We start from the raw sequence: 22,875 nt of genomic DNA, 5'->3' as shown, positions 1-22,875 counted from the left end.
AATGTGCTCCCTTCCGGAGCGTCAGAGTATCAGGAACTATGAGATGGAATAGGAGGGAAATTATGTCAACCAAATTTATAGACGGCAATGTGGCTATGGCAGAAGCTGCGGTAGCAGCCGGGTGCCGGCTGTTTGCCGGTTTTCCCATTACTCCCCAGAGCCCTATGCCGGAGTATTTATCCGGCCGGCTTCCGGAAGTGGGAGGAAGCTTTATTCAGGCAGAAAGCGAGGTAGTGTCTGCCAATATTTTATTAGGGGCAAGCTGCGGAGGGCTCCGCTGTATGACCAGTACCTCAGGCCCGGGGTTTTCTCTGATGGCAGAGGGCATCAGCTTTATCATAGGATGTGAGGCCCCCTGTGTTTTCATTGATGTGGCCAGACCGGGGCCGGGAATGGGGGGAATCGGCGGATGCAGCCAGGATTACCTGTATGCGGTAAAGGGGCTGGGCGCCGGAGGGGGCCGAGCTTTTGTCATTTCGCCCAGTACGATCCAGGAGGCGGTAAACATAGTTTATGAGAGTTTTGATATTGCAGATCGATACCGGACGCCTGTAGTGGTGCTGACAGATAAGCTTCTGGCGGCCACAACAGAGGTGGTGGAACTTCCGCCTCTCAGAGAGCTTTCCACATTACCCGACAAATCTTCCTGGCTGATTACCAAAAGGGACAGTATGAAGTTTGAAGATAAACGAATCTGCCAGTCTATGCTTCTGCCTGTATCTTCTCAGGAAGAATTCTGCATAAAGCTGGCCGATAAGTATAAAGCGTGGGAAGAAAACGAAATCAGATACGAGGAATTTATGCTGGAGGATGCAGAAGCAGTTCTCTTTGCCTACGGGTCCGTGGGGCGTATCGTAAGAGAAGCAGTACGGCAGCTGAGGAAGGAAGGGATAAAAGCAGGGCTGTTCCGCCCCATTACACTTTTTCCATTTCCCCGAAAACAGATTGGCAGCCTGAATTACGGAAGGATAAAAAAGGCAATATGTGTGGAAATGGCCATCCCCGGCCAGATGCTGGAGGATGTGGAACGGAGTGTAGAAGGCCGGATTGAGGTGGACTTCTACGGGAGAGGCGGCGGTATGCTGGTGACGCCGGAAGAGGTAGTCTGCCAAGTAAAACATCAGATGGAAGGGAGCGGTGACTGATGGAACAGGTTGTTTATGAACGATCCAAACTATACAAGGGCAGCCATCCCCTGTGCTCTGGGTGTATGCATGGCCTGATAGGAAAATTAATTCTGGACACCATGGATGAATTGAAGATTGCTCCGGAAAATACGACACTGCTGTTTCCCCCGGGATGCGGACCCCAGCAGGATTTCTGCATTAATATTAATACCGTGATGGTAGGGCTGGGGAGATCGGCTGCTGTGGGAACAGGGATCAAAAGGGCGGATCCGGACCATTTTGTCTTGTGCTGGGACGGCGACGGGGCGGACGCCGCGATTGGGATTGGCGATGTAATCCATGCGGCCGCCAGAAATGAAAATCTTACGGTGATTATGGTGAACAATTCGCTGTTTGCCAATACAGGAGGGCAGATGGCGCCCACAACGCTGATGGGACAGAAGTCCACTACCTGCCCCCGTGGAAGAATGGCTGACCGGGAAGGCTATCCCATTAACCTGGCAGAGATTCTGGCTCAGGTGGAGGGGACCCAGTATTCTGCCCGGATGGCGGTATACGATCCGAAACATGTAATGCAGGCAAAAAAGGCCTTAGAGAAAGCATTCCGTCTTCAGACAGAACACAAAGGGTTTGCCTTTCTTGAGTTCTTGTCTAATTGTCCCACGAACTGGCATATGACGCCTCTCCAGTCCATAGAACACATTAAAGAAATGTCGGAGAGTCAGTATCCAATCGGTGTTTTTAAAGGAGAATAAGCATGGAAAATAAAATCTTTTTAGGAGGCCTGGGAGGCCAGGGTGTAGTCCTTGGGGGGAAGCTGTTAGGAATGGCCGCGGTGGAGGCGCATCAATATGCCACCTCTTATTCTGAATATGCGCCTGCCATGAGAAACGGATATACTTACACCACTTTGATTCTCTCTGACAGAGAAGTGGGAGCGCAGGTGACAGCATCTTATGACTGCATGGCTTTCTTTGACGAGGAATCTTGTGCAGCCCAAAGCCAGTATTTAAAGGACGGGGGAAGCTATATCGTAAATACCTCTCTGGTCAGAACCATGCCGGAGGAGAATAAGGGAACTGTATACCTTATACCGGCATCCGATATTGCGGAGGAACTTAAAAATGACAGGCTTTTAAATGTGATTATGCTGGGGGCTGTGGTGGAAGCTACCCGGGGGGTGGAACCCTCGGTGATGGAGCAGGTGCTCCAGTCTGCCTTCGGGAAAAAGCCCCAGATTGCAAAGCTGAATATTGCGGCATTCCGACGGGGAATGGAGGCGGTCAGAAGCCAGAGAGCTGCAGATGAGGAGGGAGGAAGTGTATGAAGATAGGAATTCTTGGGGCCGGCGCCATGGGATCCCTTGTGGGCGCCCATCTGATGAAGGGCGGTGCTGAGGTATACTTTGTAGATCCCTATGTGAAGCATATGCAGGCCGTGGAACGGGAAGGGCTCCATATGGAACTGGAGGAACAGGAAGAAGAAACCGTAAAAATAACCATGGCTGTCTCAGATGCCTCAAAGGCAGGAACCTGTGATCTGGTAATTCTGCTGGTTAAGGGAATGAACACGAAAAGCAGCATTGAAGCCAACCGGGAACTGTTCGGAGAGGATACGGTTGTAATCTCTCTGCAGAACGGACTGGGAAATGTGGATATACTAAAGGAATTCTTCTCCACAGGGCAGATTGGGTATGGGGTGTTAAAAGCATCTGCCACCCTCAGAGCGCCGGGAAGAATCGCAGGGCGGGTAAAATTTCCGTACAGTCCCAAGGGCGTCTGGTTCTCCCCTCTAGAGAAGGACACCCCATACCGGCATCTCTTTGAGGAGATGGAGAAGATACTGGAGAGGGGAGGGTTCCCCGCAGCTCTGTCTGAGCAGACAGAGGCAATTATGTGGGACAAGCTGTTTATCAATATACTGTATAATGCCCCCTGTGCTCTGGTACAGCTGGCAGGGGAGGACTTTATGAGACATGAGGAGGGCAGAAAGCTCCTGAAAGAACTGGCCCGTGAGGTCTGTGAGGTTGCATCCGCCAGAGGAGTACCCATGGATCCGGAGGAATACTGGAAAAAAGAGCGTGAAAATATGGCCCAGGTGCCTCTTAACGAGCATCACTTTACCTCAACCGTACTGGATGTCTTTAAACAGAGAAAGACAGAGGTAGAGTTCCTGAACGGGGCAGTGTGCAGGGAAGGAAAAAAGTACGGGATTCCCACGCCATACAATGAGGCAGTTTATTATTTACTTAGAGTGCGTGAGGATACGTATGATTTGATGTTTGAGGGGTAGGGGGGCGGTGAAAAAGTTATCCCATCCTCCTTGTTTTTGAATATAATATTTTTATAAAAGAGGCATTGACAAGGATTTTTAATAATGCTATAGTTACTGTAAATTATATAAAGAATGATAGAGGTTGCGCTTTTTATGAGTATTTTATCAGATGTGACAGGCACAGATGACGATAGAAAAAAGGAAACGGCGCCGAAAGGGTGGGAACCCTGCAGTCCTATACCTTGGGCATGAAGTGAATAATTTCATGACTGTCATCGTAAGATGGTGCGCTATCCGAAGAATTCATAAATGTGATACAATGTAGTATTCTTTAGAGGCGGCTTACGGGTTTGCCTCTTTTCTTTATTAGCAGAATTATATGCAAACCTAAAACCGAGTGGAAATGAAGGAGGAATTATTATGGCTATTTTTACAGGAGCAGGCGTAGCGATTGTTACCCCTATGTATGACAATGGAAAAGTTAATTTCGACAAATTGGGAGAATTGATTGAATTTCAGATTGAAGGGGGAACGGACGCCATTATCATCTGCGGCACTACCGGGGAATCTTCTACCCTGACCCATGAGGAGCATCTGGAAGCTATCAAATATACCGTTGACAAGGTAGCGAAAAGAATACCTGTTGTTGCAGGCACAGGTTCCAATTGTACGGAAACTGCAATCTATCTTTCACAGGAGGCAGAGAAATTCGGCGCAGACGGCCTGCTGATTGTGACTCCTTACTACAACAAAGCAACTCAAAAGGGGCTGATCGCCCATTATACGGCAATTGCGAATGCAGTCAGCATTCCGCTGATTATGTATAATGTGCCCAGCAGAACCGGATGCAATATTCTGCCTGAGACTGCGGCATATCTTGCTAAGAATGTAGAAAACATTACGGGTATCAAAGAGGCAACAGGCAATATCGCACAGGTGGCTAAGACCATGCAGCTTGCCGGAGATGACCTTGACCTGTATTCCGGAAATGATGATCAGATCGTTCCTATTATGTCACTGGGCGGAAAAGGTGTGATCTCCGTATTGTCAAATGTGGCGCCCAGAGAAACCCACGAGATTGTATCTAAATATTTGGAAGGAGATGTGAAAGGCAGCTGTGCACTGCAGCTCAGAGCGCTTCCCCTTGTGAATGCGCTGTTCAGTGAGGTCAATCCTATTCCTGTGAAGGCTGCTCTGAATCTTATGGGGAAAGAAGTTGGACCATTGAGAATGCCTTTGACAACTATGGAAGAAGAAAATCAGAAAAAATTAGCCCAGACTATGAAGGATTTCGGTATAGAGCTGGCATAGGACAGAAAAGGGGATAAACAGATGACAAAGATTATAATGCACGGATGCTGCGGCCATATGGGGCAGGTGATTTCCGGTTTAGTAAAAGAAGATCCGGCAGCCGAGATAGTGGCCGGTATTGATATGGCAGATAATGGCCGGTGTGAATATCCTGTATTTACAGATATTGATACCTGTGATGCAGAGGCAGATGTTTTGATCGATTTTTCTTCTGCAAAAGCGACGGACCGCCTGCTGGATTACTGTGAGAGAAGAAAACTGCCCGTTGTTTTGTGCACCACCGGACTCAGTGAAGAGCAGCTGGAAAAAGCACGGAGGGTCAGCGGGGAGGTGGCAGTGCTGCGTTCCGCTAACATGTCTCTTGGAATTAATACACTGTTAAAGCTTGTACAGGACGCTGCCAGGGTTTTGGCAGAAGCCGGATTTGATATGGAAATTGTGGAAAAACACCACAAATTAAAACTGGATGCTCCCAGCGGAACAGCTATTGCGCTGGCAGACAGCCTGAATGAAGCCATGGATCACCAGTATCATTATGTATATGACAGAAGCCAGAGGAGAGAGCAGAGGGATCCAAAAGAAATAGGAATCTCTGCGGTCAGAGGCGGGACCATCGTGGGGGATCACGATGTGATCTTTGCGGGTCCGGACGAGGTCATAACGTTCTCCCATACAGCGTATTCCAAGACTGTGTTTGGAAAAGGAGCTGTGGAAGCAGCCAAGTTCCTGGGTGGAAAGCCGGCAGGGATGTATAATATGGCTGATGTAATCCAGGCAAAATAATATGAAAAAATTGGGAAAAGATCCATATACTCGTGGGTCTTTTTTCTTTATAAAATAGTTTCCGGATTCAAAGATTTTATCCTGCGAATAAATCAGGAGAAATCAGCACATATTAATAACACTGAAGATAAAAAAATAATGAATCAAAGGAGACTATAGTGATGAAGAAATGTAAAACACTTTTGCTTGGTGCCCTGTTAGTTCTGACTCTCAGCTTTGCTACAGGATGCGGAAGCAATAATGACAACGGAGATAACGGCAGCAATACGACAGAAAACGGAACAACCGACAACAAGGATACGAAAGACACTGACAGCAATACTCCTAATGACACAAACAGTAACAATAACAGTGTAACAGAGGGAAATGACGCTGACGGAGACGGTGTTGTAGATGAAGTTGGCGATGACATCAAAGACGGCGTTGAGGATGTAGGCGACGGCATTGAGGATCTTGGAGATGACCTCACAGGAAATGACGCCAATGGCAATGCCAATGACAACACAGATCCAGGTGCCAACAACACAACAACAGAAAATAATACCCAGGCAAAATAAAGGTACAGGGGCAGGGAGTGTACTCTCTGCCCTCCCTTTTTGGGTAAAGCCGTATTGATCAATTAGTCTTAACATGGTATGATACCCCATATAGTAGTAACAGGAGGTTTTCGGATGAATTTTCGCCCTTGCATAGATATACATAATGGTAAAGTAAAACAGATTGTCGGGGGGACTTTGAAGGATGAAAATGACATGGCGGCAGAAAACTTTGTAGCCGAACAGGATGCGCCCTTTTTCGCAAAGATGTATAAGGAGTCAGGGATTCGGGGGGGGCATATTATTCTGCTGAACCCTCTGGCATCTGCTTATTATCCGCAGACGAAGGGCCAGGCTCTGGACGCACTCAGGGAGTATCCCGGCGGCCTCCAGGTGGGCGGAGGAATCACACCGGAAAACAGCCTTGAGTTTCTGCAGGCAGGAGCAAGTCATGTTATCGTAACCTCTTATGTATTCAGAGACGGAAAAGTATCCATGCAAAACCTGGAGCGGATGGCTGAGACCGTTGGCAAAGAACATCTGGTGCTGGATTTGAGCTGCAGAAAGCGTGATGGGAACTATTATATAGTTACGGATCGGTGGCAGAAATTTACAGAGGTGACAATCAGCAGAAGTGTGCTCCGGGAGCTTGCTTTTTTTTGCGATGAGTTTCTGGTTCATGCAGTGGATGTGGAGGGAAAAGCATCGGGGATTGAAACCGGTCTAGTATCCCTGCTTGCAGAGGGCAGTGAGATTCCGACCACCTATGCAGGCGGTGTGGGTACCTTTGAGGACTTAAAAACTCTGGCAGAGTTGGGAAAAGGCCGCCTGGATGTCACCATTGGCAGTGCACTTGACTTGTTCGGAGGTCCCATGAAATATGAGGACGTCTTAGAATGCTGCAGAAATAACTGTCAAATATAATACAATAATGAAAATTTTCTAAATTCCGTTGCAATAAAAACTGAATATTGATATAATGGGGTTACATTACAAATGACCTTGGTAAAGAATTCCAAAGGGATTTGTAAAATACACGTTAAAGGGGTTGACAGCATGAATTTTATCATAAGTGGAAAAAATCTTGAAGTAACCGACGGGTTACGCACAGCAGTCCAGGACAAGCTTGGAAAGTTAAGTAGATATTTTACGGAAGATACGGAAATTATAGTAACGCTCAGCGTGGAAAAGGAGCGCCAGAAGATCGAAGTTACCATACCTGTGAAGGGTAATATTATCCGTTCAGAACAGGTAAGCAATGATATGTACGTATCCATTGATCTTGTGGAAGAGGTCATAGAGCGCCAGCTGAGAAAGTACAAAAACAAAATCATCCAGAGAGAGCAGGGCGTAAAGGAGCAGGAAGAATATACTCACTTCCAGAAGGCTTATGTGGAAAAGGATTATGAGGATGATGGAGAGATAAAGATTATCCGTACCAAACGTTTTGGTTTCAAACCCATGTATCCGGAAGACGCCTGTGTGCAGATGGAGCTTCTGGGGCATAATTTCTATGTTTTCCTGAATGCGGAGACAGAGGAAGTAAATGTGGTATACAAGAGAAAAGGCAATACTTATGGTTTGATTGAACCAGAGTTCTAAGATAAGAATCACCGGCACCCGGAGCCTGCAGAGGGCTTTCGGGTGCTTTTTCATGGTTTGTTCACGAAAAATTTATTGTTTTCAACATAGGAAAGTGCTAAAATGAACAATAGTGCTATGACTTAATTTGAAAACGAAGAAAAAATAGGAGTATTTTTTATGAATGTTATAAACAAGATATTCGGAACCCATAGTGAAAGAGAAGTAAAGCGGCTGGTGGCTACAGTGGACAAGATCGAGGCTCTGCGCCCCAAGATGCAGAAGCTCAGTGACGAGGAGCTGCGGGAAAAGACCAGGGAATTCAAAAACCGGCTCTCTGAGGGGGCTTCTCTGGATGATATTCTCCCGGAGGCTTTTGCCACTGTGAGAGAGGCGGCCAAGCGTGTTCTCAATATGGAACATTACCGGGTACAGCTGATCGGCGGTATTATCCTGCATCAGGGGCGTATTGCGGAGATGAGAACCGGTGAAGGTAAGACACTGGTATCTACGCTTCCTGCCTATCTGAACGCTTTGGAGGGGGAAGGGGTGCATATTGTAACGGTCAATGATTACCTGGCGCACCGTGATGCGGAGTGGATGGGCAAGGTTCATGAATTTTTGGGACTGACGGTAGGTGTGGTGCTGAATTCCATGAATAATGACGAGAGACGCGCTGCCTATGCCTGTGACATTACCTATGTGACGAACAACGAGCTGGGCTTTGACTACCTGCGTGACAACATGGTAATTTACAAAGAACAGCTGGTGCAAAGAGATCTCCACTATGCTATCATCGATGAGGTTGACTCGGTTCTCATTGATGAGGCGAGAACCCCTCTGATTATATCCGGACAGAGTGAAAAGTCCACCAAGCTCTACGAAGTCTGTGACATTCTTGCCAGACAGCTGGAACGGGGCGAGGCCAGCGGTGAGATGACGAAGATGACCGCTATTATGGGAGAGGAAATCATTGAAACCGGGGACTTTATCGTTAATGAAAAAGATAAGATTGTAAACCTGACAGAACAGGGCGTCAAGAAAGTAGAGAAGTTCTTCAGCATTGAGAATCTGGCGGATCCTGAGAATCTGGAGATTCAGCACAATATTATACTGGCTCTGCGGGCGCACAATCTGATGTTCAGAGACCAGGATTATGTGGTAAAGGATGATCAGGTTCTGATTGTAGATGAATTTACCGGCCGTATTATGCCCGGGCGCCGCTATTCTGACGGGCTTCACCAGGCAATTGAGGCAAAAGAGCATGTGAAGGTAAGAAGGGAGAGTAAAACCCTGGCAACCATTACCTTCCAGAACTTCTTTAACAAATACACCAAAAAGTCGGGTATGACAGGTACGGCTCTTACAGAGGAAAAGGAGTTCAGGGAAATCTACGGCATGGACGTTGTAGAGATTCCAACGAATATGCCTGTCATCCGTAAAGACTACGACGATGCGGTATATATGACCCAGAAGGAAAAGTTCCGGGCTGTAGTGGAGGAGATCAAAGAGGCTCACGCCAAGAATCAGCCGGTTCTGGTCGGTACCATTACCATTGAGAACTCCGAGCTTCTCAGCGGCATGCTGAAAAGAGAGGGAATCAAGCATACGGTATTGAATGCCAAGTTCCATGAGCTGGAGGCGGAGATTGTAGCCGGAGCCGGAGAGGCCGGAGCGGTTACCATCGCAACCAATATGGCCGGGCGTGGTACAGATATCAAGCTGGACGATGTGTCCAGAGAAGCAGGCGGACTTAAAATTATTGGTACGGAGCGCCACGAATCCAGGCGTATTGACAACCAGCTCCGCGGCCGTTCCGGACGGCAGGGAGATCCCGGTGAATCCAGATTCTATATTTCTTTGGAAGACGATCTGATGCGTCTGTTTGGTTCGGAAAAGCTGATGAATGTATTTAAATCTTTGGGTGTTGCGGAGAATGAGCAGATTGAGCATAAAATGCTGTCCAGTGCCATTGAAAAGGCGCAGATGAAGATAGAGAGCAATAACTACGGAATTCGTAAGAACCTGCTGGAATATGACCAGGTAAATAACGAACAGCGGGAGATTATCTACAAAGAGAGACGCCGTGTTCTGGACGGAGAGAACATGAGAGAGTCTATCTATAAGATGATTACTGATATCGTGGACAGTACGGTAGATATGTGTATCTCTGACGACGTAGAGAACGACGAGTGGGATCTCAGCGAACTGAACAGTGTATTAATTCCCATCATACCGGTAAAACCAGTGACAAAAGAGAAGGTAGATGGGATTAAGAAAAATCAGCTGAAACAGGATCTGAAGGAAGAGGCAGTAAAGATTTATGAAGAAAAAGAAGTGGAATTCCCGGAACCAGAACAGCTGAGAGAACTGGAGCGTGTCATTCTGCTGAAGGTAATCGACCGGAAGTGGATGGATCATATCGATGACATGGATCAGCTGCGTCAGGGAATCGGCCTGCAGGCCTATGGCCAGAGGGATCCGAAGGTAGAATATAAGATGAGCGGCTATGAGATGTTCAATGCCATGACCGCTGCGATCCAGGAGGATACACTTCGTCTGCTGTACCATGTAAAAGTAGAGCAGAAAGTAGAAAGAGAGCAGGTAGCAAAGGTAACCGGAACGAATAAAGACGAATCCGGTCCTAAGAAACCAATGCAGAGAGCAGTGAAAAAAGTATATCCCAATGACCCGTGTCCATGCGGCAGCGGCAAGAAATACAAACAGTGCTGCGGGCGCAAAGCAGTCTAAAGGGTAAAAAAGGGGACGTGTTCTTTTTAGAAAGAACACGTCCCCTTTTGGGATCGGCCTGTCCCTTTATACAACAGACCCGTCCCTACATGACTTCTTCCCCGTCTGTAAGATGCCCGAAACTATCCTGGACATATTCGATAAATGTCCGGGATACATCGCTTAACATTTCTTCTTTGGTTGCCAGTGCCAGATTCACTATGGGATGTTCTTTCAGATAGACGATATGTATTCTGGGGTCTTTCATATACTCGATAGATGCCTTCATCATAAGAGAGATGCCCTGGCCGTTTGCCACCAGATTCTTAATGGTGCTGGAGCGGAGGTCCAGGCATCGTTCTTTTGGAATGAACCCCGCCTTTTTGCATGCCTTGATGCAGGTCTGATGCATACCGGTATTGGCTCCCAAAAAAAGAAATTCTTCATCCTCGGCCTCTTTTAGGTCGATTTCATCTCTGTTTGAAAAACGGTGGTCCTGACCGGTAATCAGTACCAGTTCATCATCGATCAAAGGGTAAATTAAGAATTCTCCTTCCGGAATATGATGACTTCTCAGAAAAACCAGATCGGCATCTCCCTTCTCCAGATCCTGGACTACGTAGCTTCCGTCCTTTTCCAGAACCTTTACTCTTACCCCAGGGTATTGCTGCTGAAAATGAAAAATGATGTCCGTGAGTCCGTAATGATTCATGACAGGTATGGCGGCTATCCTCAGGGTGTTCTTGGATTCGTCCGTATATCTCCGAAGCCTGCTGAGCATTTCTTTATACTCCTGCAGAATTCTTTGAGAATACATCACAAATTCCTCTCCCCCCTCGGTGAGCTCGATATTCCTGGTGGTCCTGTCAAAAAGTTTGAATCCCAGTTCTTCCTCCAGTGCTTTGATTTGCTTGGAGAGAGAAGACTGGGAGACAAAGCTTTCTTCGGCAGCAATAGAATAGTTCTTATATTTCGCAATTGCCAGAAAATGTTGTAATTGTTCAAATGTCATTCATCTCTCTCCTTTTATGCCTGCTCAACAAACTGTCAAGACTTATTATATCGCAAGATTCCGACGTTATCAAGCGGACATGAAACTTAATCTGACATCGGTTCGCGTACTTATTCGTTCCAGGAATAAAAAGGGAGGGAAAAGCGAATTGATACAACAGCCATAAAAAAGTAAACTTAAGTCATAAAATAAAAAATGCTTAAGCAGTATATAAAAAATAAGTGTGGAAAAGGAGAATGAGTATGGCGACAAAATTTAATCCAATCCTGGATCCCAGAGGGTATCAGGAAAGAAAAATGATTCAGCTAGCGCCCCGGGTATCTCTGGAAGAGCTGAAGTCAGGCAAAATACTTTTTTATAATAATACAAAACTTGGATTTTGTAATTATTACACGGTTTTTGATCGCATCAAAGAGCACTTTACAGAACTGGGGATTACAAACTTCGTAGAGTATACAGAAACTGTCCGGGGGAAGGATGCGGAGGCTCTGAAGAAATATGCGGAAATGCTGGCAGAAGAAAAACCAACGGCGGCTATTGTTGCCTTTGGTGATATGGGAACTTCTTCTTCCACCACCGTGTTAAGCATTGCCCTGGAAGAGCTGGGGATTCCTACTGTCTATATGACAGCACCTCCAGGAACCGGAATCACAGAGGGCGTCGGTGTATACCGTGCAGGACATCTCTGCCTCTGTTCGGTAGACATCTATCAGGCAAGTACCGTAGAGGAAGTGGCGGCTCAGGTGGATTTAAAATGGGATTACATCATAGAATCTCTGACCAGTAACGGAGAAAAGCTGGAGGAGCTTGCACACATTGACTTTAAGATGGACAAAGTACCTCCGAGAGCAGACGGACTGCTCCCAGTGACGGAGGAATTAGATATAGAAGAAGAAAAACTCTGTGAGCCGGGTGCTTATCTGGAGGAAATCAACGATTTCTTCAATGCAGAGCATATCAGCGACGGGCTTCCGATTATTCCTCCTACGAAAGCCCGGTACGAGAAAATGATGGAGTATTGTCCATTTGAAGAAGATCTGGTGCTGTGCAGCCCCAGCGGACCCAGCGGGAAGACTGTTACCGTTAAGGATGTGGCAGTGGCAGCAATTATGGCAGGATGTAAACCCACGGCCATGCCCATACTGGTAGCAGTATTTAAGGCACTGAACAGCCCCCTGTATAACCTGAACCAGTCTGTGACAACCTCTCACCCCGGCGGCAACATGGTAATCGTATCTGGTCCCATTGCGCAGGAAATTGGAATCTCCGGCAAGCAGGGCTGCCAGGGACCGGGCTATCCGGCCAATGCGACCATAGGAAGAGCCGTTAACCTGGTTATTATGAATATATTCCGCTCAGTTCCCGGGGTATGTGATCTGGACTGCATTGCTTCCCAGGCAGAATTTACCTACTGCTTTGCAGAGGAGCCTGAACTGGCACAGTGGAATATGATCAATGAGGATCGCTATGATTCAGATACAACCACAGTCTATGTACTGAAGGCAGAACCCATTCATGATATTATCGACTTCCTGAGCTTAAACGGACACGATCTGCTGGATACCATAACACACTGCTGTACCACACTTGGATCCAACAATGCCTATATGCCTGGCCCGCTGGTAGTCTGCCTGACGCCTGATCATGGAATGATGCTGAAGAAGTCCGGTTATACAAAGGAAATGATTCAGGAACATATTCATCAGTATGTATATCATGAGGTTCCTATGGTCCGCAACCGTGGACTTGTACCGGTGCGTCCGAAAGAATGGGAGAACAGACATCCTCTGCCAGTAACGCGCTCACCAAAAGATGTGGAAGTAGTAGTGATCGGCGGCCGGGGCGGCCATTCTGGTGTAATCCTTCCTTGGGCGCTTCACAGCGAAGGATGCGTAGAGCCGGTAGCTATGCCGGATGGAACCATTGCAAAATCAATTGAAGATTTCAAAAAATAGAAAAATAAAATGAAGGAGGGCACGTTATGGGGTACGACACACAATATGATGTAATTGTCTGCGGCGGCGGAACTTCAGGTGTGGCTGCGGCAATCGCCAGCGCGAGGAATGGTGCAAAAACCTTATTGATTGAGAAAACAGGAATCCTGGGAGGTCAGATGAGTCTTTCCGGACCTCCCGGATTTGCCTATGCAAGATTATTTAACCCCCGGGGCAAAAGAGATATCGGAGGGCTGGTGGAAGAAACATATCAGAGACTTCTGAAATCCGGGCATGCGCTGCCTGAGTGGAGAAGCAAGATCAGGGAAAAAGCAGGCTACACCTTTTCCTATGTAGATCCAGAATGGTGGGTATACCTCATCTTTGAAATGATGGAAGAAGAGGGGGTGGAACTCCTTTTAGACACTCTGGTGGTAGGGGTTACCAAGGAGGAGAACACCGTAACCGGAATTATCGTTGAAAATGCTAACGGCAGAAATGAGATGAAAGCAAAACGTGTGATCGACTGTACCGGAGAGGGATATGTGGCTATCCAGGCAGGATGTGAGACTGCGTGCGTCAGCCGCGATATTATCCAGCCCCATACCCTGGCATTCACCGTGGACGGGGTAGACTGGGACAAGCTCTTAACCTATATCCGCACCAATCCGGATCAGTTTTCCTTTAAACAGTTAATCTTCCCCTATGAGGATGCAAATACAAGGGAAGAAGTAGAAGATATGTACCGTAAGTGCTACGACATCAAAGAGCTGGGAGAGATCATGGGCTTTTATGAGCTGCGTGATATGGCCCTGAAAAACGGAGACTGGCATCCATATTCAGGAGCCGGGTTCTTCCTTACCCCAAGAGAAGGGGGACACATTCAGGCCCACTTCCAGCATTCCTCCCAGGTGGATCACGCGCTTCCTACGGATGCGTGGGATCTTACCAGATGCAACATTGAATGCAGGAAGCAGAATATGATTGCCTGGAGATTCTTCAAAAATTATGTGCCCGGATTTGAGCACGCATATATTACCAAGACCTGCACAGAGCTTCGTCTGAGAGAAGGTCCCAGGATTGTGGGCGAGTATATCCTTACCAGGGACGACGTGGAAGCATGCCGTCAGTTTGAGGACACGATTGGCAAGACTTCCTTCAAGGCAGGTGGATACCATGTGGCAGCCATGGATACACTGGCTGTATGCGTGGACGGCAAAACAGATATGGCATTCCCAAAGGATGGAGGATCTTACGATATTCCTTACCGGTGTCTGCTTCCTAAAACCATTGACAACCTGCTGGCAGCAGGCAAATCTGTTTCCACCGACCGGCCGGCATACCTGCGCTATCTCCACCAGACCATGGTAACCGGGCAGGCGGCGGGGACTGCAGCGGCACTTTCTGTAAAGAAGGACGTAACCCCCAGAGAACTTCAGAAGGATATCAAGGAACTGCAGGATAATCTGGTAGCTCAGGGAGCGATCCTGTTTGAGACAAGATAATAGTAAGGATTGTAGATAAGGATCTCCGTCTTGCGTTATAATGCTATAATGTGGGGCGGAGATTTTTGCAGAAAGAAGGGAGCAGTACTATGAAAATGATGATTGACGGACAGAAGACAGAGTCCGGTGACGGTAAAACTATACCGGTTATCAATCCCATTACAAATGAAGTGATTGACACCATACCTATGGCCACCAAAAAGGATGTGGACAGGGCGCTGGAGGCTTCCAAAAGAGGACTGAAGAAGTGGAGCGCTGTGCCCCTAAAGGAAAAGGAAGTTATTTTTGAGCGCTTTTTCCGGTTAATGGAGGAGAACAAAAGGGAGATTATCGGAACCCTGATGCGAGAAAGCGGAAGCAGCGTGCGAAACGGCCTGTTTCAGTGGCAGGGGATACCAGGTCTGTTCCGGGGATACCTGGAGACTGCAAAGCGCTGTGACGGGAAGCTTTTAGTGCCCGGCACTGAGGCCGGGCATGACGGCAAGACGGAGCAGGATCTGCAGATGGTAGTTTACGAACCGGTGGGAACCGTTCTGGCTATCGTACCCTTCAATGCTCCTCTGATGCTTTTCGGTTACAAAGTTGCCCCGGCTCTGGCTGCGGGGAATGCAGTAATTGTAAAGCCGCCCACCAGCAACCCACTGGCATTGATGAAGCTAATAGAGTTGCTGTGGGAGGCCGGTGTGCCGGGAGAAGCCCTGCAGGTGGTAACCGGTGCAGGGGGCGACATTGGGGATTGGCTGGTTGAAGATCCCAGAGTGGATGCCGTGACCCTTACCGGAAGCACAGAAGTAGGACTACATATAGCCGGCATCATGGCCAAACGGCTGGCGCCCTGTGCTCTGGAGCTGGGGGGGAATGATCCTTTTATTGTTCTGGAGGATGCAGATGTGGAGGCAGCCGCCAGGGAGGCAGCAGCCTGGCGGATGAATTCCGCGGGGCAGGTATGCATAGCCCCCAAGAGGTTCATTGTACAGAACTCCGTGAAGGAACAATTTACGAAGACAGTACTGGATGCAGTATCTAAAATAGAGATGGGATATGATATGGACGTAGAGGCAGAGCTGGATCAGTACATTGGGCTGGACTTCTCTCAGCTGAAGCCGGGAAAAACTCTGATGAACAGTCTGATTTCGGAAAAGGCGGCCATTCAGGTAGAGCAACAGATAAAGAAGACCCTGGACCAGGGGGCAAAGCTTTTGATCGGGGGCAGACGGAAAGGTGCGTTTATTGAGCCTACGGTAATTGGCGAGGTGGATAAGTCCATGGATATTGCCCGGGATATGGAAATCTTCGGTCCTGTTATGCCCATCATAGGATTTGACACTCCTGAGGAAGCGGTGGAAATTGCCAACAGCAGCTGCTTCGGGCTTTCGGGCTGTGTGATGACCAGAGACTGGAAAAAGGGCATGAACCTGGCGAGAAGCATAGAGTCCGGCGGTGTGGTAGTGAACGGGACAGGGACCTACCGGAACATGATGCAGCCCTTTGGCGGATATAAGCTGAGCGGTACGGGAAAAGAAGGTTTTACCACTTTGGGAGAGGTCGTAAAGGAAAAAGTAATTGTATTAAAGGGATTTCTGCAGTAAGAGACTTTCCACGGGAATGGGGTATATATTCTTTGGGGGAATAGATTGGCTGAGAAAACCGAATTGATAAATTGTATAAAATTGCTATATTATAGGCTTAATGGTAATGAAAATTGGTAAATACATACAAGAAGGGAGGGCTGCAGAAACAATGACAAGGCGTGAAAATGTGATATTGGCTATGAAACATCAGGAAACCCTGTGGATTCCCAATAATATTACAGACTGTGACATCGTATTGCAGCAGGCGGTGCAGGAGCGGTATGAAGGCCGCACGGAGGGCAGGGACGAATTCGGGGTAGAGTATGAGTACAACCTGGAAGCCAACGGGCCTGTACAAAAGGTAGGAACCCGGGCAGTATCCTGCGTGGAGGAATGGAAAAAGGAAATAGTCTTTCCCAACGTGGAGGACCGGGATTGGGAAGCTCTGGCAGCCAGGGATACCGCAGGGTGGGACAGAGAAAATAAGTTTTCCATTGTCCAGCTGTTCAACGGTATGTTTGAGCGGGCGCATCTGATGATGGGATTTGAGGATGTGTTGTGTGCACTGCTGGAGGATCCGGAGATAATGGAAGACTGGTTCCGGGAATTTACCGATTACAGACTGAGGCTGATCCGGCAAATAGGAAAATATTATAAACCGGATGCCATTATGGTTTTTGATGACTACAGTGCAAAGGAATCTATGATGATGTCTCTTTCCACATGGCGGGAACTCATAAAGCCTCAGCTTAAGAGAATGGTGGATACTGCCCATGAAATGGGAATGTTTTATATTCTCCACTGCTGCGGGTTCATGCGCCCCATGATAGAAGATTTTATTGAGCTTGGAGTGGACGCTGTTCACCCGGTACAGATCTCCAATCATCCGGAGGAACTGAAGGCGAAATACGGCAGGGACTTATGTTTCTGCGGGGGATTTAACAATGTGGAGATTCTGGACAGGGAAGATGTCACCCCGGAGGAGAGCCGGGAGGAGATACGGAGAGTATTTCAAAAGGTTGCCCCGGGCGGCAGCTTTGTGGCCTGGAAACCCTTCTTCTGTAAGCATCCCCGAATCTTTTTTGAGGAGTTAAAGCCCCTGGTAACAGAAAAAATGAGGGAGTATGGAGCAGAGATACCCCCGGAGCTTCGGTAGATAACATCTAAAAGGAGGAAATTTGGAATGAAAAATCACAGCTTTTCAGTAAAACAGGATATTGAATTTGGTGTCGGCATTGTTGAAAAATTAGGGGAATATATTCAGAGACTGCATGGGACCCGGGTGCTTCTGGTATCTGATCCGGGTCTGGTGAAGGCTGGCATTACGGGAAGGGTGGAGAAGATTATCGGGGCTGCAGGTTACCCCTGTGTGACTTTTACTGATGTGGAGCCGGACCCCGGCTGCTGGGTAGTGGAAAAAGTAGTTAAGATTATTGTGGAAGAAAAAGTGGACTGCGTGGTGGCAGTGGGAGGCGGAAGCTCCATGGATACGGCAAAGAGCGCTGCTCTGGTGGGGTACAGCGGAAAGCGTCTTCAGGACTTCTGGGGATACTATCTTCCGGTGGAACATGACCCGATTCCGGTGATCGCCATCCCCACCACAGCAGGTACCGGCAGTGAGGTGACAAGAAATACGGTTATCACAGATGAGAATAAATACAAGATGGTAATCCTGAATGATAAGATGCTTCCTCAGGTGGCTCTGCTGGATCCGGAACTGATAACTACACTCCCCGCAGGAGTTGCGGCTTCCACAGGAATGGATGCTTTGATCCATGCGGTAGAGTGCTATATGAGCGATCTGGCGACTCCGTTTTCCGACTCTGTGGCGGAAAAGGCTATGGAATTGATCGGACCTGCCCTGCCAAGGTTTGTGGCGAACCGGGCGGATATAGACGCAGCCTCTGATATGATTATGGGAAGCACGCTGGCGGGAATCACCTTATCCCTCTGCCTGCCGAACCAGGCCCACGCTTTGTCCCATCCTCTGACGGGGTTCTACCATGTGCCTCACGGACTGGCCAATGCCATGCTGTTCCCCACTACCATGGAGTTCAATGCGCTTGCCGACAGGGGAAAATATAAGAAAGTATATAATCTGCTCCGCAGGGAACACGCCTATACAGAGAACTTTGAGACAGAAATGCTCATTGACTATCTGGTGAAGCTCAATGAAAAGCTGGGCCTGCCTAAGAATCTTTCAGAGATGGGAATCGGTGAGGAGCATCTGGAAGAGATGATTGCGGACGCGCAGAAGACAAAAATCTGGGAACACTGCCCGAGGCTTACAACGCCGGAGGATATGCGAAGATTATATCTGAAAACCATGTACAGGGGAACACCCAAAGAAAAAGAAATAAAATAGTGAGAGTAAGGGGGTGAGGGTATGCCAAAGTATAATAGTCTTAGATCTGCCATCGAATTATTAAAAAAGGTTCCGGGCCAATATATAGAAACCGATGTTCCGGTAAAACCCCATGCGGAGATCTCCGGGATCTACCGGTATGTAGGGGCAGGGGGGACCGTCAAAAGGCCTACGAAACAAGGCCCGGCCCTGATGTTCAATCAGATCACAGGCCATGAGGATGCAAGGGTGCTGATTGGCCTTCTGGCATCCAGAGAAAGAGTGGGACTTCTTCTCGGGGAAAAGCCGGAGCGTCTCGGCTTTCTTTTAAAGGAAGCGGTAGAACATCCCATCCAGCCGGTGGTTATTTCAAACGCTGAGGCGGACTGCCAGGAGGTAAAACACTTTGCCACTGAGGAAGGGTTCGACATCAGAAAGATCCTTCCGGCGCCTACCAATACGCCGGAGGATGCCGGCCCGTATATCACCATGGGTATGTGCTATGCATCGGATGTTGAGACAGGGGAATCGGATATTACCATCCACAGGCTCTGTCTGCAGAGCAAAGACACCATTTCCATGTATTTTGTTCCGGGCGCCAGACATCTGGGGGCTTTCCGGGAAAAGGCGGAGGCTTTGGGCAGACCCCTCCCTATATCCATCAGCATTGGGGTGGATCCTGCCATTGAAATAGCCGCATGTTTTGAGCCGCCCACAACGCCTATCGGATTCAATGAGCTTTCCGTAGCAGGGGCTATCAGAAATTCCGCGGTGCGGCTGACCAACTGTCTCACCATAGAAGAAAAATGCATTGCCAATGCAGAATATGTTATTGAGGGGGAATTGATTCCGGACTCCTATATCCGGGAGGATATCAATACCAACACAGGGAAAGCCATGCCTGAATTCCCGGGATATACGGGAAATGCCAATCAGGCGGTTCCGCTTATCAAAGTAAAAGCAGTCACTCACAGGGAGAATCCTATTATGCAGACCTGCATCGGGCCCAGCGAGGAGCATGTAAATATGGCGGGTATCCCAACAGAGGCCAGCATCATACAGATGGTAGAGCGGGCTATGCCCGGCCGTCTTCAGAATGTGTATTGCTGTTCTGCCGGAGGGGGTAAATATATGGCGGTTCTCCAGTTTAAGAAGAGGAGCCAGAGCGACGAAGGCCGGCAGAGACAGGCCGCCCTGCTTGCATTCTCCGCATTTTCAGAATTAAAGCATATTTTTATTGTAGATGAGGATGTAGATCCCTTTGATATGAATGATGTATTGTTTGCCATGAATACCAGATACCAGGGGGACATTGACACCATCTTCATCCCTGGAGTCAGATGCCATCCCCTGGATCCTTCCCAGAAGATGGAGTACAATCTGGCGTTGCGGGACAACGGCATTTCCTGCAAGATGATCTTTGACTGTACGGTGCCGTATGCCCAGAAAAAACGGTTTGAGAGATCCAAGTTCCTGGAGGTGGATTACAGGAAATGGTGTCCGGAGCTATAAACAGCTGACAACAGAATTACATATGAGAAGGCGGCCTTAGGAAACCATCCAGGGCCGTTTTTTCGCAAAAAAAGGAGTGAACGTGTGATGAATGCCAAAGAAAATATATTGATGGCCTACCGGCATGAAGAGCCTTTGTGGGTACCCAGCCAGACCACGGATCAGGATACCTGTCTTCCCACAATCGTGATGGAGGGACCAAAGGGATACGGCGTTACCGTAGATGCCTTCGGCGTATCCTGGACCTTTGCAGAGGGGATGGAGGGGCCTATGGTGACCAGGGGAACAAAAAGACTGGAGGATATTACGGCGTGGAGAGCCCATCTGAAGATACCGGATCCCAAAAGCTATGACTGGGAGAGAGGCGCCAGGGAGGATACCGCACAGTGGGACAGGGAGAATAAGCTTAGCAGTGTGATTATAATAAACGGTCTATTCGAGCAGTTTCACGCTATGACAGGGGTGGAGGACGCTCTGTGCGGCCTTCTGATGGAAGAAGAGGCGTCCGAAGATCTATTGGGAGCTCTCACAGACTACCGGATAGAGGAAATAAAATTAATCGCTCAATACTATAAACCCGATAAGATACAGTTCCACGATGACTACGGATCCAACGACAGAATGTTTATGTCCCTGGAAACCTGGAGAAACATGATAAAACCCCATTTGAAACGGATTGTGGACACGGTACACAGCCAGGGCATGCTGTACGAACACCATTCCTGCGGGTACATAGCCCCTCTTATTGAAGATTTTATAGAGCTGGGGATAGACGCCCTGAACCCTCTGCAGTTATCCAACCATCCGTACGAGCTGAAACAGAAGTATGGAAAGCAGATCTGTTTTGTGGGAGGATTCGATAACCAGGGGATTCTGGACAGACAGGGCGCAGGATACCGTGAACGGTACGAGGAGTGCCTATACCGCATCGGATTAATGGCTCCGGGAGGAAGCTGGGTGGCGGAACCGGCTATGATCGATCCTGGGATTACCGGTCCTCTGGTGGACGCCCTGTATGAGTATAATGCTCCTTTGTGGGAGAAAGCCGACTATTGTCCCCCCGAGAAACCAAAGCAGATGACCAGGACGGCTTATACTGCGGCACATGAGGACGGGACAAAAACCGATTTCTGAGGGATTTCCGGGATTCATTCCCGCAAGGAATAGATCTTTCTTGAAATTCGAATTGTAAAAACGAATGAAAATACTATAATTACCTTAAAAGATATGCAAAATGCATAAAAATTTTATATAACTATATGTAAATATAGTAAAAATGTCGTAAAAAAGAACGGACAGGCAAGCAGGGAGGAAAAGGCCTATGAGCATATCTAATTTTCTGCATGTGGGGATTACGGTGCGGGATATTGAAAGAACTACTGCGTTTTATACAAAATATTTTGGGTTTCAGCTGGAGTATCAGGATGTGTTTTCAGAGGAATTTATCAGTTTGCACAATACGCTGTACCAGCTGTCAGATGGAGCTTTTTCAGATTTTTGCTTCTTAAAGTCCCCGGATGGGATTGTACTGGAGCTGTTTCAATTTCATCCTCAAAAAGAAGGAAAAGGAACAGTTTGGAACCAGCCGGGCTATACCCATATCTGTCTTCGTGTTCCCGATATATTTGAAGCATATGAAACTATGAAGGCAGACGGGGTTTACTTTTTCTTCCCTCCGGACAGAAGAGCAACCCCGGAGGAGCACTGGGCATTTTTAAAGGATCCGGATGGGAATTTAATTGAACTGCAGGACTAAGGAGTGTAACTTCGGATGTATTTTATATGAAAGCAGTATAAAACAGGAAGGAGAAAGAGTATGAAACCATTGCAGATTGCAGAACTGAGGAGTATCTATGAGATGCTCTCTCTGAAAGGAAAGGCAGCTCTTGTGACCGGAGGGGCCGGGGGGATCGGAAGATCCTGTGCGGCCGGACTGGCGGAAGCAGGAGCGGATATTGTATTGATGGATATTCCCCAGAAGGCACAGATTCTGGATGAGAATTGCAGAGAGATCGAAAAACGGTATGGAGTAAAGACTGGGAAATGCATGGGAAATGTTGCAAACGAAGCAGATGTGACCAGAATGATCCAGGAGACAGCAGAGCTGTTTGGAAGGCTGGATGTTGTATTCTCCAATGCCGGTGTTGCGGGACGCAGCGACAGTCCTTCCGGTATTCCCCTGGAGGAATGGAAGCGTGTGGTAGATATCAACCTTACGGGAATGTTTCTGGTTAACCGGATCGCCGCGAACAAGATGAAAGAGCTGGGAAACGGAGGCTCTATCATCAATACTGCTTCTATGTCAGGGCACATCATCAATAAAGGGAGCAGAAAGGATATGAGCCAGCATATGGCCGTGTATGCAGCCACAAAGGCAGGTGTGATTCAGTTCACCAAGTCTATGGCAGTCAGCTATGTGGAGGACGGCATCCGGTGCAACAGCATCAGCCCCGGGATGATTCTCTCCGGTCTGCACGATGATATGGATATGGCTCCTCTGGAGGAATTTGTAAGGGATGCGGTTCCTATGAACCGGTTTGCGTCCCTGAATGAGATTATGGGAATTGTTGTATTTCTGGCTTCCGAGCTGTCCTCTTATGCAACAGGAAGTGATTTTCTCATAGACGGCGGAGTGACCATCTGGTAAAGGAGGGG

The 22,875-nt window shown here is 48.0% G+C and carries 20 protein-coding genes and 1 riboswitch; of the genes, 19 read left to right on the top strand and 1 reads right to left on the bottom strand.

The genetic code is table 11. From position 1 onward, the window contains the following. The first annotated feature begins 62 nt into the window (after window positions 1-62). The 10 genes from vorB (at window position 63) to secA (ending at window position 10,363) form a co-directional block, all read left to right on the top strand. A complete protein-coding gene (gene vorB, locus GKG41_RS09060) occupies window positions 63-1,145 on the top strand; it encodes a 3-methyl-2-oxobutanoate dehydrogenase subunit VorB (protein WP_154258193.1) in 1,083 nt (360 codons plus the stop codon). Beyond that, on the top strand, window positions 1,145-1,882 hold the full coding sequence (locus GKG41_RS09055; RefSeq protein WP_154258192.1) for a thiamine pyrophosphate-dependent enzyme: 738 nt from the start codon (window positions 1,145-1,147) through the stop codon (window positions 1,880-1,882). The genes vorB and GKG41_RS09055 overlap by 1 nt, the downstream gene beginning before the upstream one ends. A gap of 2 nt (window positions 1,883-1,884) precedes the next feature. Next, entirely contained in the window at window positions 1,885-2,454 is a 570-nt protein-coding gene (locus GKG41_RS09050) for a 2-oxoacid:acceptor oxidoreductase family protein (RefSeq protein WP_154258191.1), read from the top strand. Next, window positions 2,451-3,419, top strand: coding sequence for a 2-dehydropantoate 2-reductase (locus GKG41_RS09045; protein WP_154258190.1), 969 nt, complete (start codon window positions 2,451-2,453; stop codon window positions 3,417-3,419). The genes GKG41_RS09050 and GKG41_RS09045 overlap by 4 nt, the downstream gene beginning before the upstream one ends. 110 nt (window positions 3,420-3,529) lie before the next feature. Further along, window positions 3,530-3,702, top strand: a riboswitch (Lysine riboswitch). 119 nt (window positions 3,703-3,821) lie between these two features. Next, the gene (dapA, locus tag GKG41_RS09040; RefSeq protein WP_154258189.1) at window positions 3,822-4,712 is read left to right on the top strand and encodes a 4-hydroxy-tetrahydrodipicolinate synthase; all 891 of its coding nucleotides are present in this window, start codon (window positions 3,822-3,824) and stop codon (window positions 4,710-4,712) included. A 21-nt stretch (window positions 4,713-4,733) separates the two neighbouring features. Then, the gene (gene dapB, locus GKG41_RS09035; protein ID WP_154258188.1) at window positions 4,734-5,495 is read left to right on the top strand and encodes a 4-hydroxy-tetrahydrodipicolinate reductase; all 762 of its coding nucleotides are present in this window, start codon (window positions 4,734-4,736) and stop codon (window positions 5,493-5,495) included. A 161-nt stretch (window positions 5,496-5,656) separates the two neighbouring features. Next, window positions 5,657-6,052 carry a hypothetical protein gene (locus GKG41_RS09030; RefSeq protein WP_154258187.1) on the top strand — a complete coding sequence of 132 codons (396 nt, stop codon included), beginning with the start codon at window positions 5,657-5,659 and terminating at the stop codon, window positions 6,050-6,052. Between the two features lie 114 nt (window positions 6,053-6,166). Then, window positions 6,167-6,955, top strand: a complete 789-nt coding sequence (gene hisA / locus GKG41_RS09025) for a phosphoribosylformimino-5-aminoimidazole carboxamide ribotide isomerase (protein ID WP_154258186.1) — start codon at window positions 6,167-6,169, stop codon at window positions 6,953-6,955. Between the two features lie 132 nt (window positions 6,956-7,087). Next, window positions 7,088-7,633, top strand: a complete 546-nt coding sequence (gene raiA, locus GKG41_RS09020) for a ribosome-associated translation inhibitor RaiA (protein ID WP_072853438.1) — start codon at window positions 7,088-7,090, stop codon at window positions 7,631-7,633. Window positions 7,634-7,792: 159 nt separating this feature from the next. After that, complete coding sequence (secA, locus tag GKG41_RS09015; protein WP_154258185.1) at window positions 7,793-10,363, top strand: preprotein translocase subunit SecA; 2,571 nt, start codon at window positions 7,793-7,795, stop codon at window positions 10,361-10,363. Window positions 10,364-10,448: 85 nt separating this feature from the next. Here the strand turns inward: secA and GKG41_RS09010 are convergent, their stop codons facing one another. Continuing rightward, the gene (locus tag GKG41_RS09010) at window positions 10,449-11,354 is read right to left on the bottom strand and encodes a LysR family transcriptional regulator (RefSeq protein WP_154258184.1); all 906 of its coding nucleotides are present in this window, start codon (window positions 11,352-11,354) and stop codon (window positions 10,449-10,451) included. 242 nt (window positions 11,355-11,596) lie between these two features. On the opposite strand from GKG41_RS09010, the gene GKG41_RS09005 reads away from it, so the two are divergent. The 9 genes from GKG41_RS09005 to GKG41_RS08965 all read left to right on the top strand — a co-directional run bounded on the left by GKG41_RS09005 (window position 11,597) and on the right by GKG41_RS08965 (window position 22,867). After that, window positions 11,597-13,309 carry a hypothetical protein gene (locus tag GKG41_RS09005; RefSeq protein WP_154258183.1) on the top strand — a complete coding sequence of 571 codons (1,713 nt, stop codon included), beginning with the start codon at window positions 11,597-11,599 and terminating at the stop codon, window positions 13,307-13,309. Window positions 13,310-13,335: 26 nt separating this feature from the next. Continuing rightward, entirely contained in the window at window positions 13,336-14,793 is a 1,458-nt protein-coding gene (locus tag GKG41_RS09000; protein WP_154258182.1) for an FAD-dependent oxidoreductase, read from the top strand. Window positions 14,794-14,882: 89 nt separating this feature from the next. Further along, a complete protein-coding gene (locus tag GKG41_RS08995) occupies window positions 14,883-16,382 on the top strand; it encodes an aldehyde dehydrogenase family protein (protein WP_154258181.1) in 1,500 nt (499 codons plus the stop codon). Between the two features lie 151 nt (window positions 16,383-16,533). Beyond that, window positions 16,534-17,520 (top strand): uroporphyrinogen decarboxylase family protein, encoded by a 987-nt coding sequence (locus GKG41_RS08990; protein ID WP_173015571.1) that lies wholly within the window; start codon window positions 16,534-16,536, stop codon window positions 17,518-17,520. A gap of 27 nt (window positions 17,521-17,547) precedes the next feature. Next, window positions 17,548-18,729 (top strand): iron-containing alcohol dehydrogenase, encoded by a 1,182-nt coding sequence (locus tag GKG41_RS08985; protein WP_154258179.1) that lies wholly within the window; start codon window positions 17,548-17,550, stop codon window positions 18,727-18,729. A gap of 21 nt (window positions 18,730-18,750) precedes the next feature. Next, window positions 18,751-20,220: a UbiD family decarboxylase gene (locus GKG41_RS08980; protein WP_154258178.1), complete on the top strand. Its 1,470-nt coding sequence runs from the start codon at window positions 18,751-18,753 to the stop codon at window positions 20,218-20,220. A gap of 87 nt (window positions 20,221-20,307) precedes the next feature. Then, window positions 20,308-21,354: a uroporphyrinogen decarboxylase family protein gene (locus GKG41_RS08975; protein WP_154258177.1), complete on the top strand. Its 1,047-nt coding sequence runs from the start codon at window positions 20,308-20,310 to the stop codon at window positions 21,352-21,354. Window positions 21,355-21,541: 187 nt separating this feature from the next. After that, entirely contained in the window at window positions 21,542-21,976 is a 435-nt protein-coding gene (locus GKG41_RS08970; RefSeq protein ID WP_154258176.1) for a VOC family protein, read from the top strand. 60 nt (window positions 21,977-22,036) lie between these two features. Next, on the top strand, window positions 22,037-22,867 hold the full coding sequence (locus tag GKG41_RS08965; protein ID WP_154258175.1) for an SDR family oxidoreductase: 831 nt from the start codon (window positions 22,037-22,039) through the stop codon (window positions 22,865-22,867). Window positions 22,868-22,875: the final 8 nt, after the last annotated feature.

The organism is Lactonifactor sp. BIOML-A5, assembly GCF_009677585.1.
GTDB lineage: Bacteria > Bacillota > Clostridia > Lachnospirales > Lachnospiraceae > Lactonifactor.
Note: the sequence above shows the minus strand (reverse complement) of the source record. Positions and strands in the feature narration are given on the sequence as shown.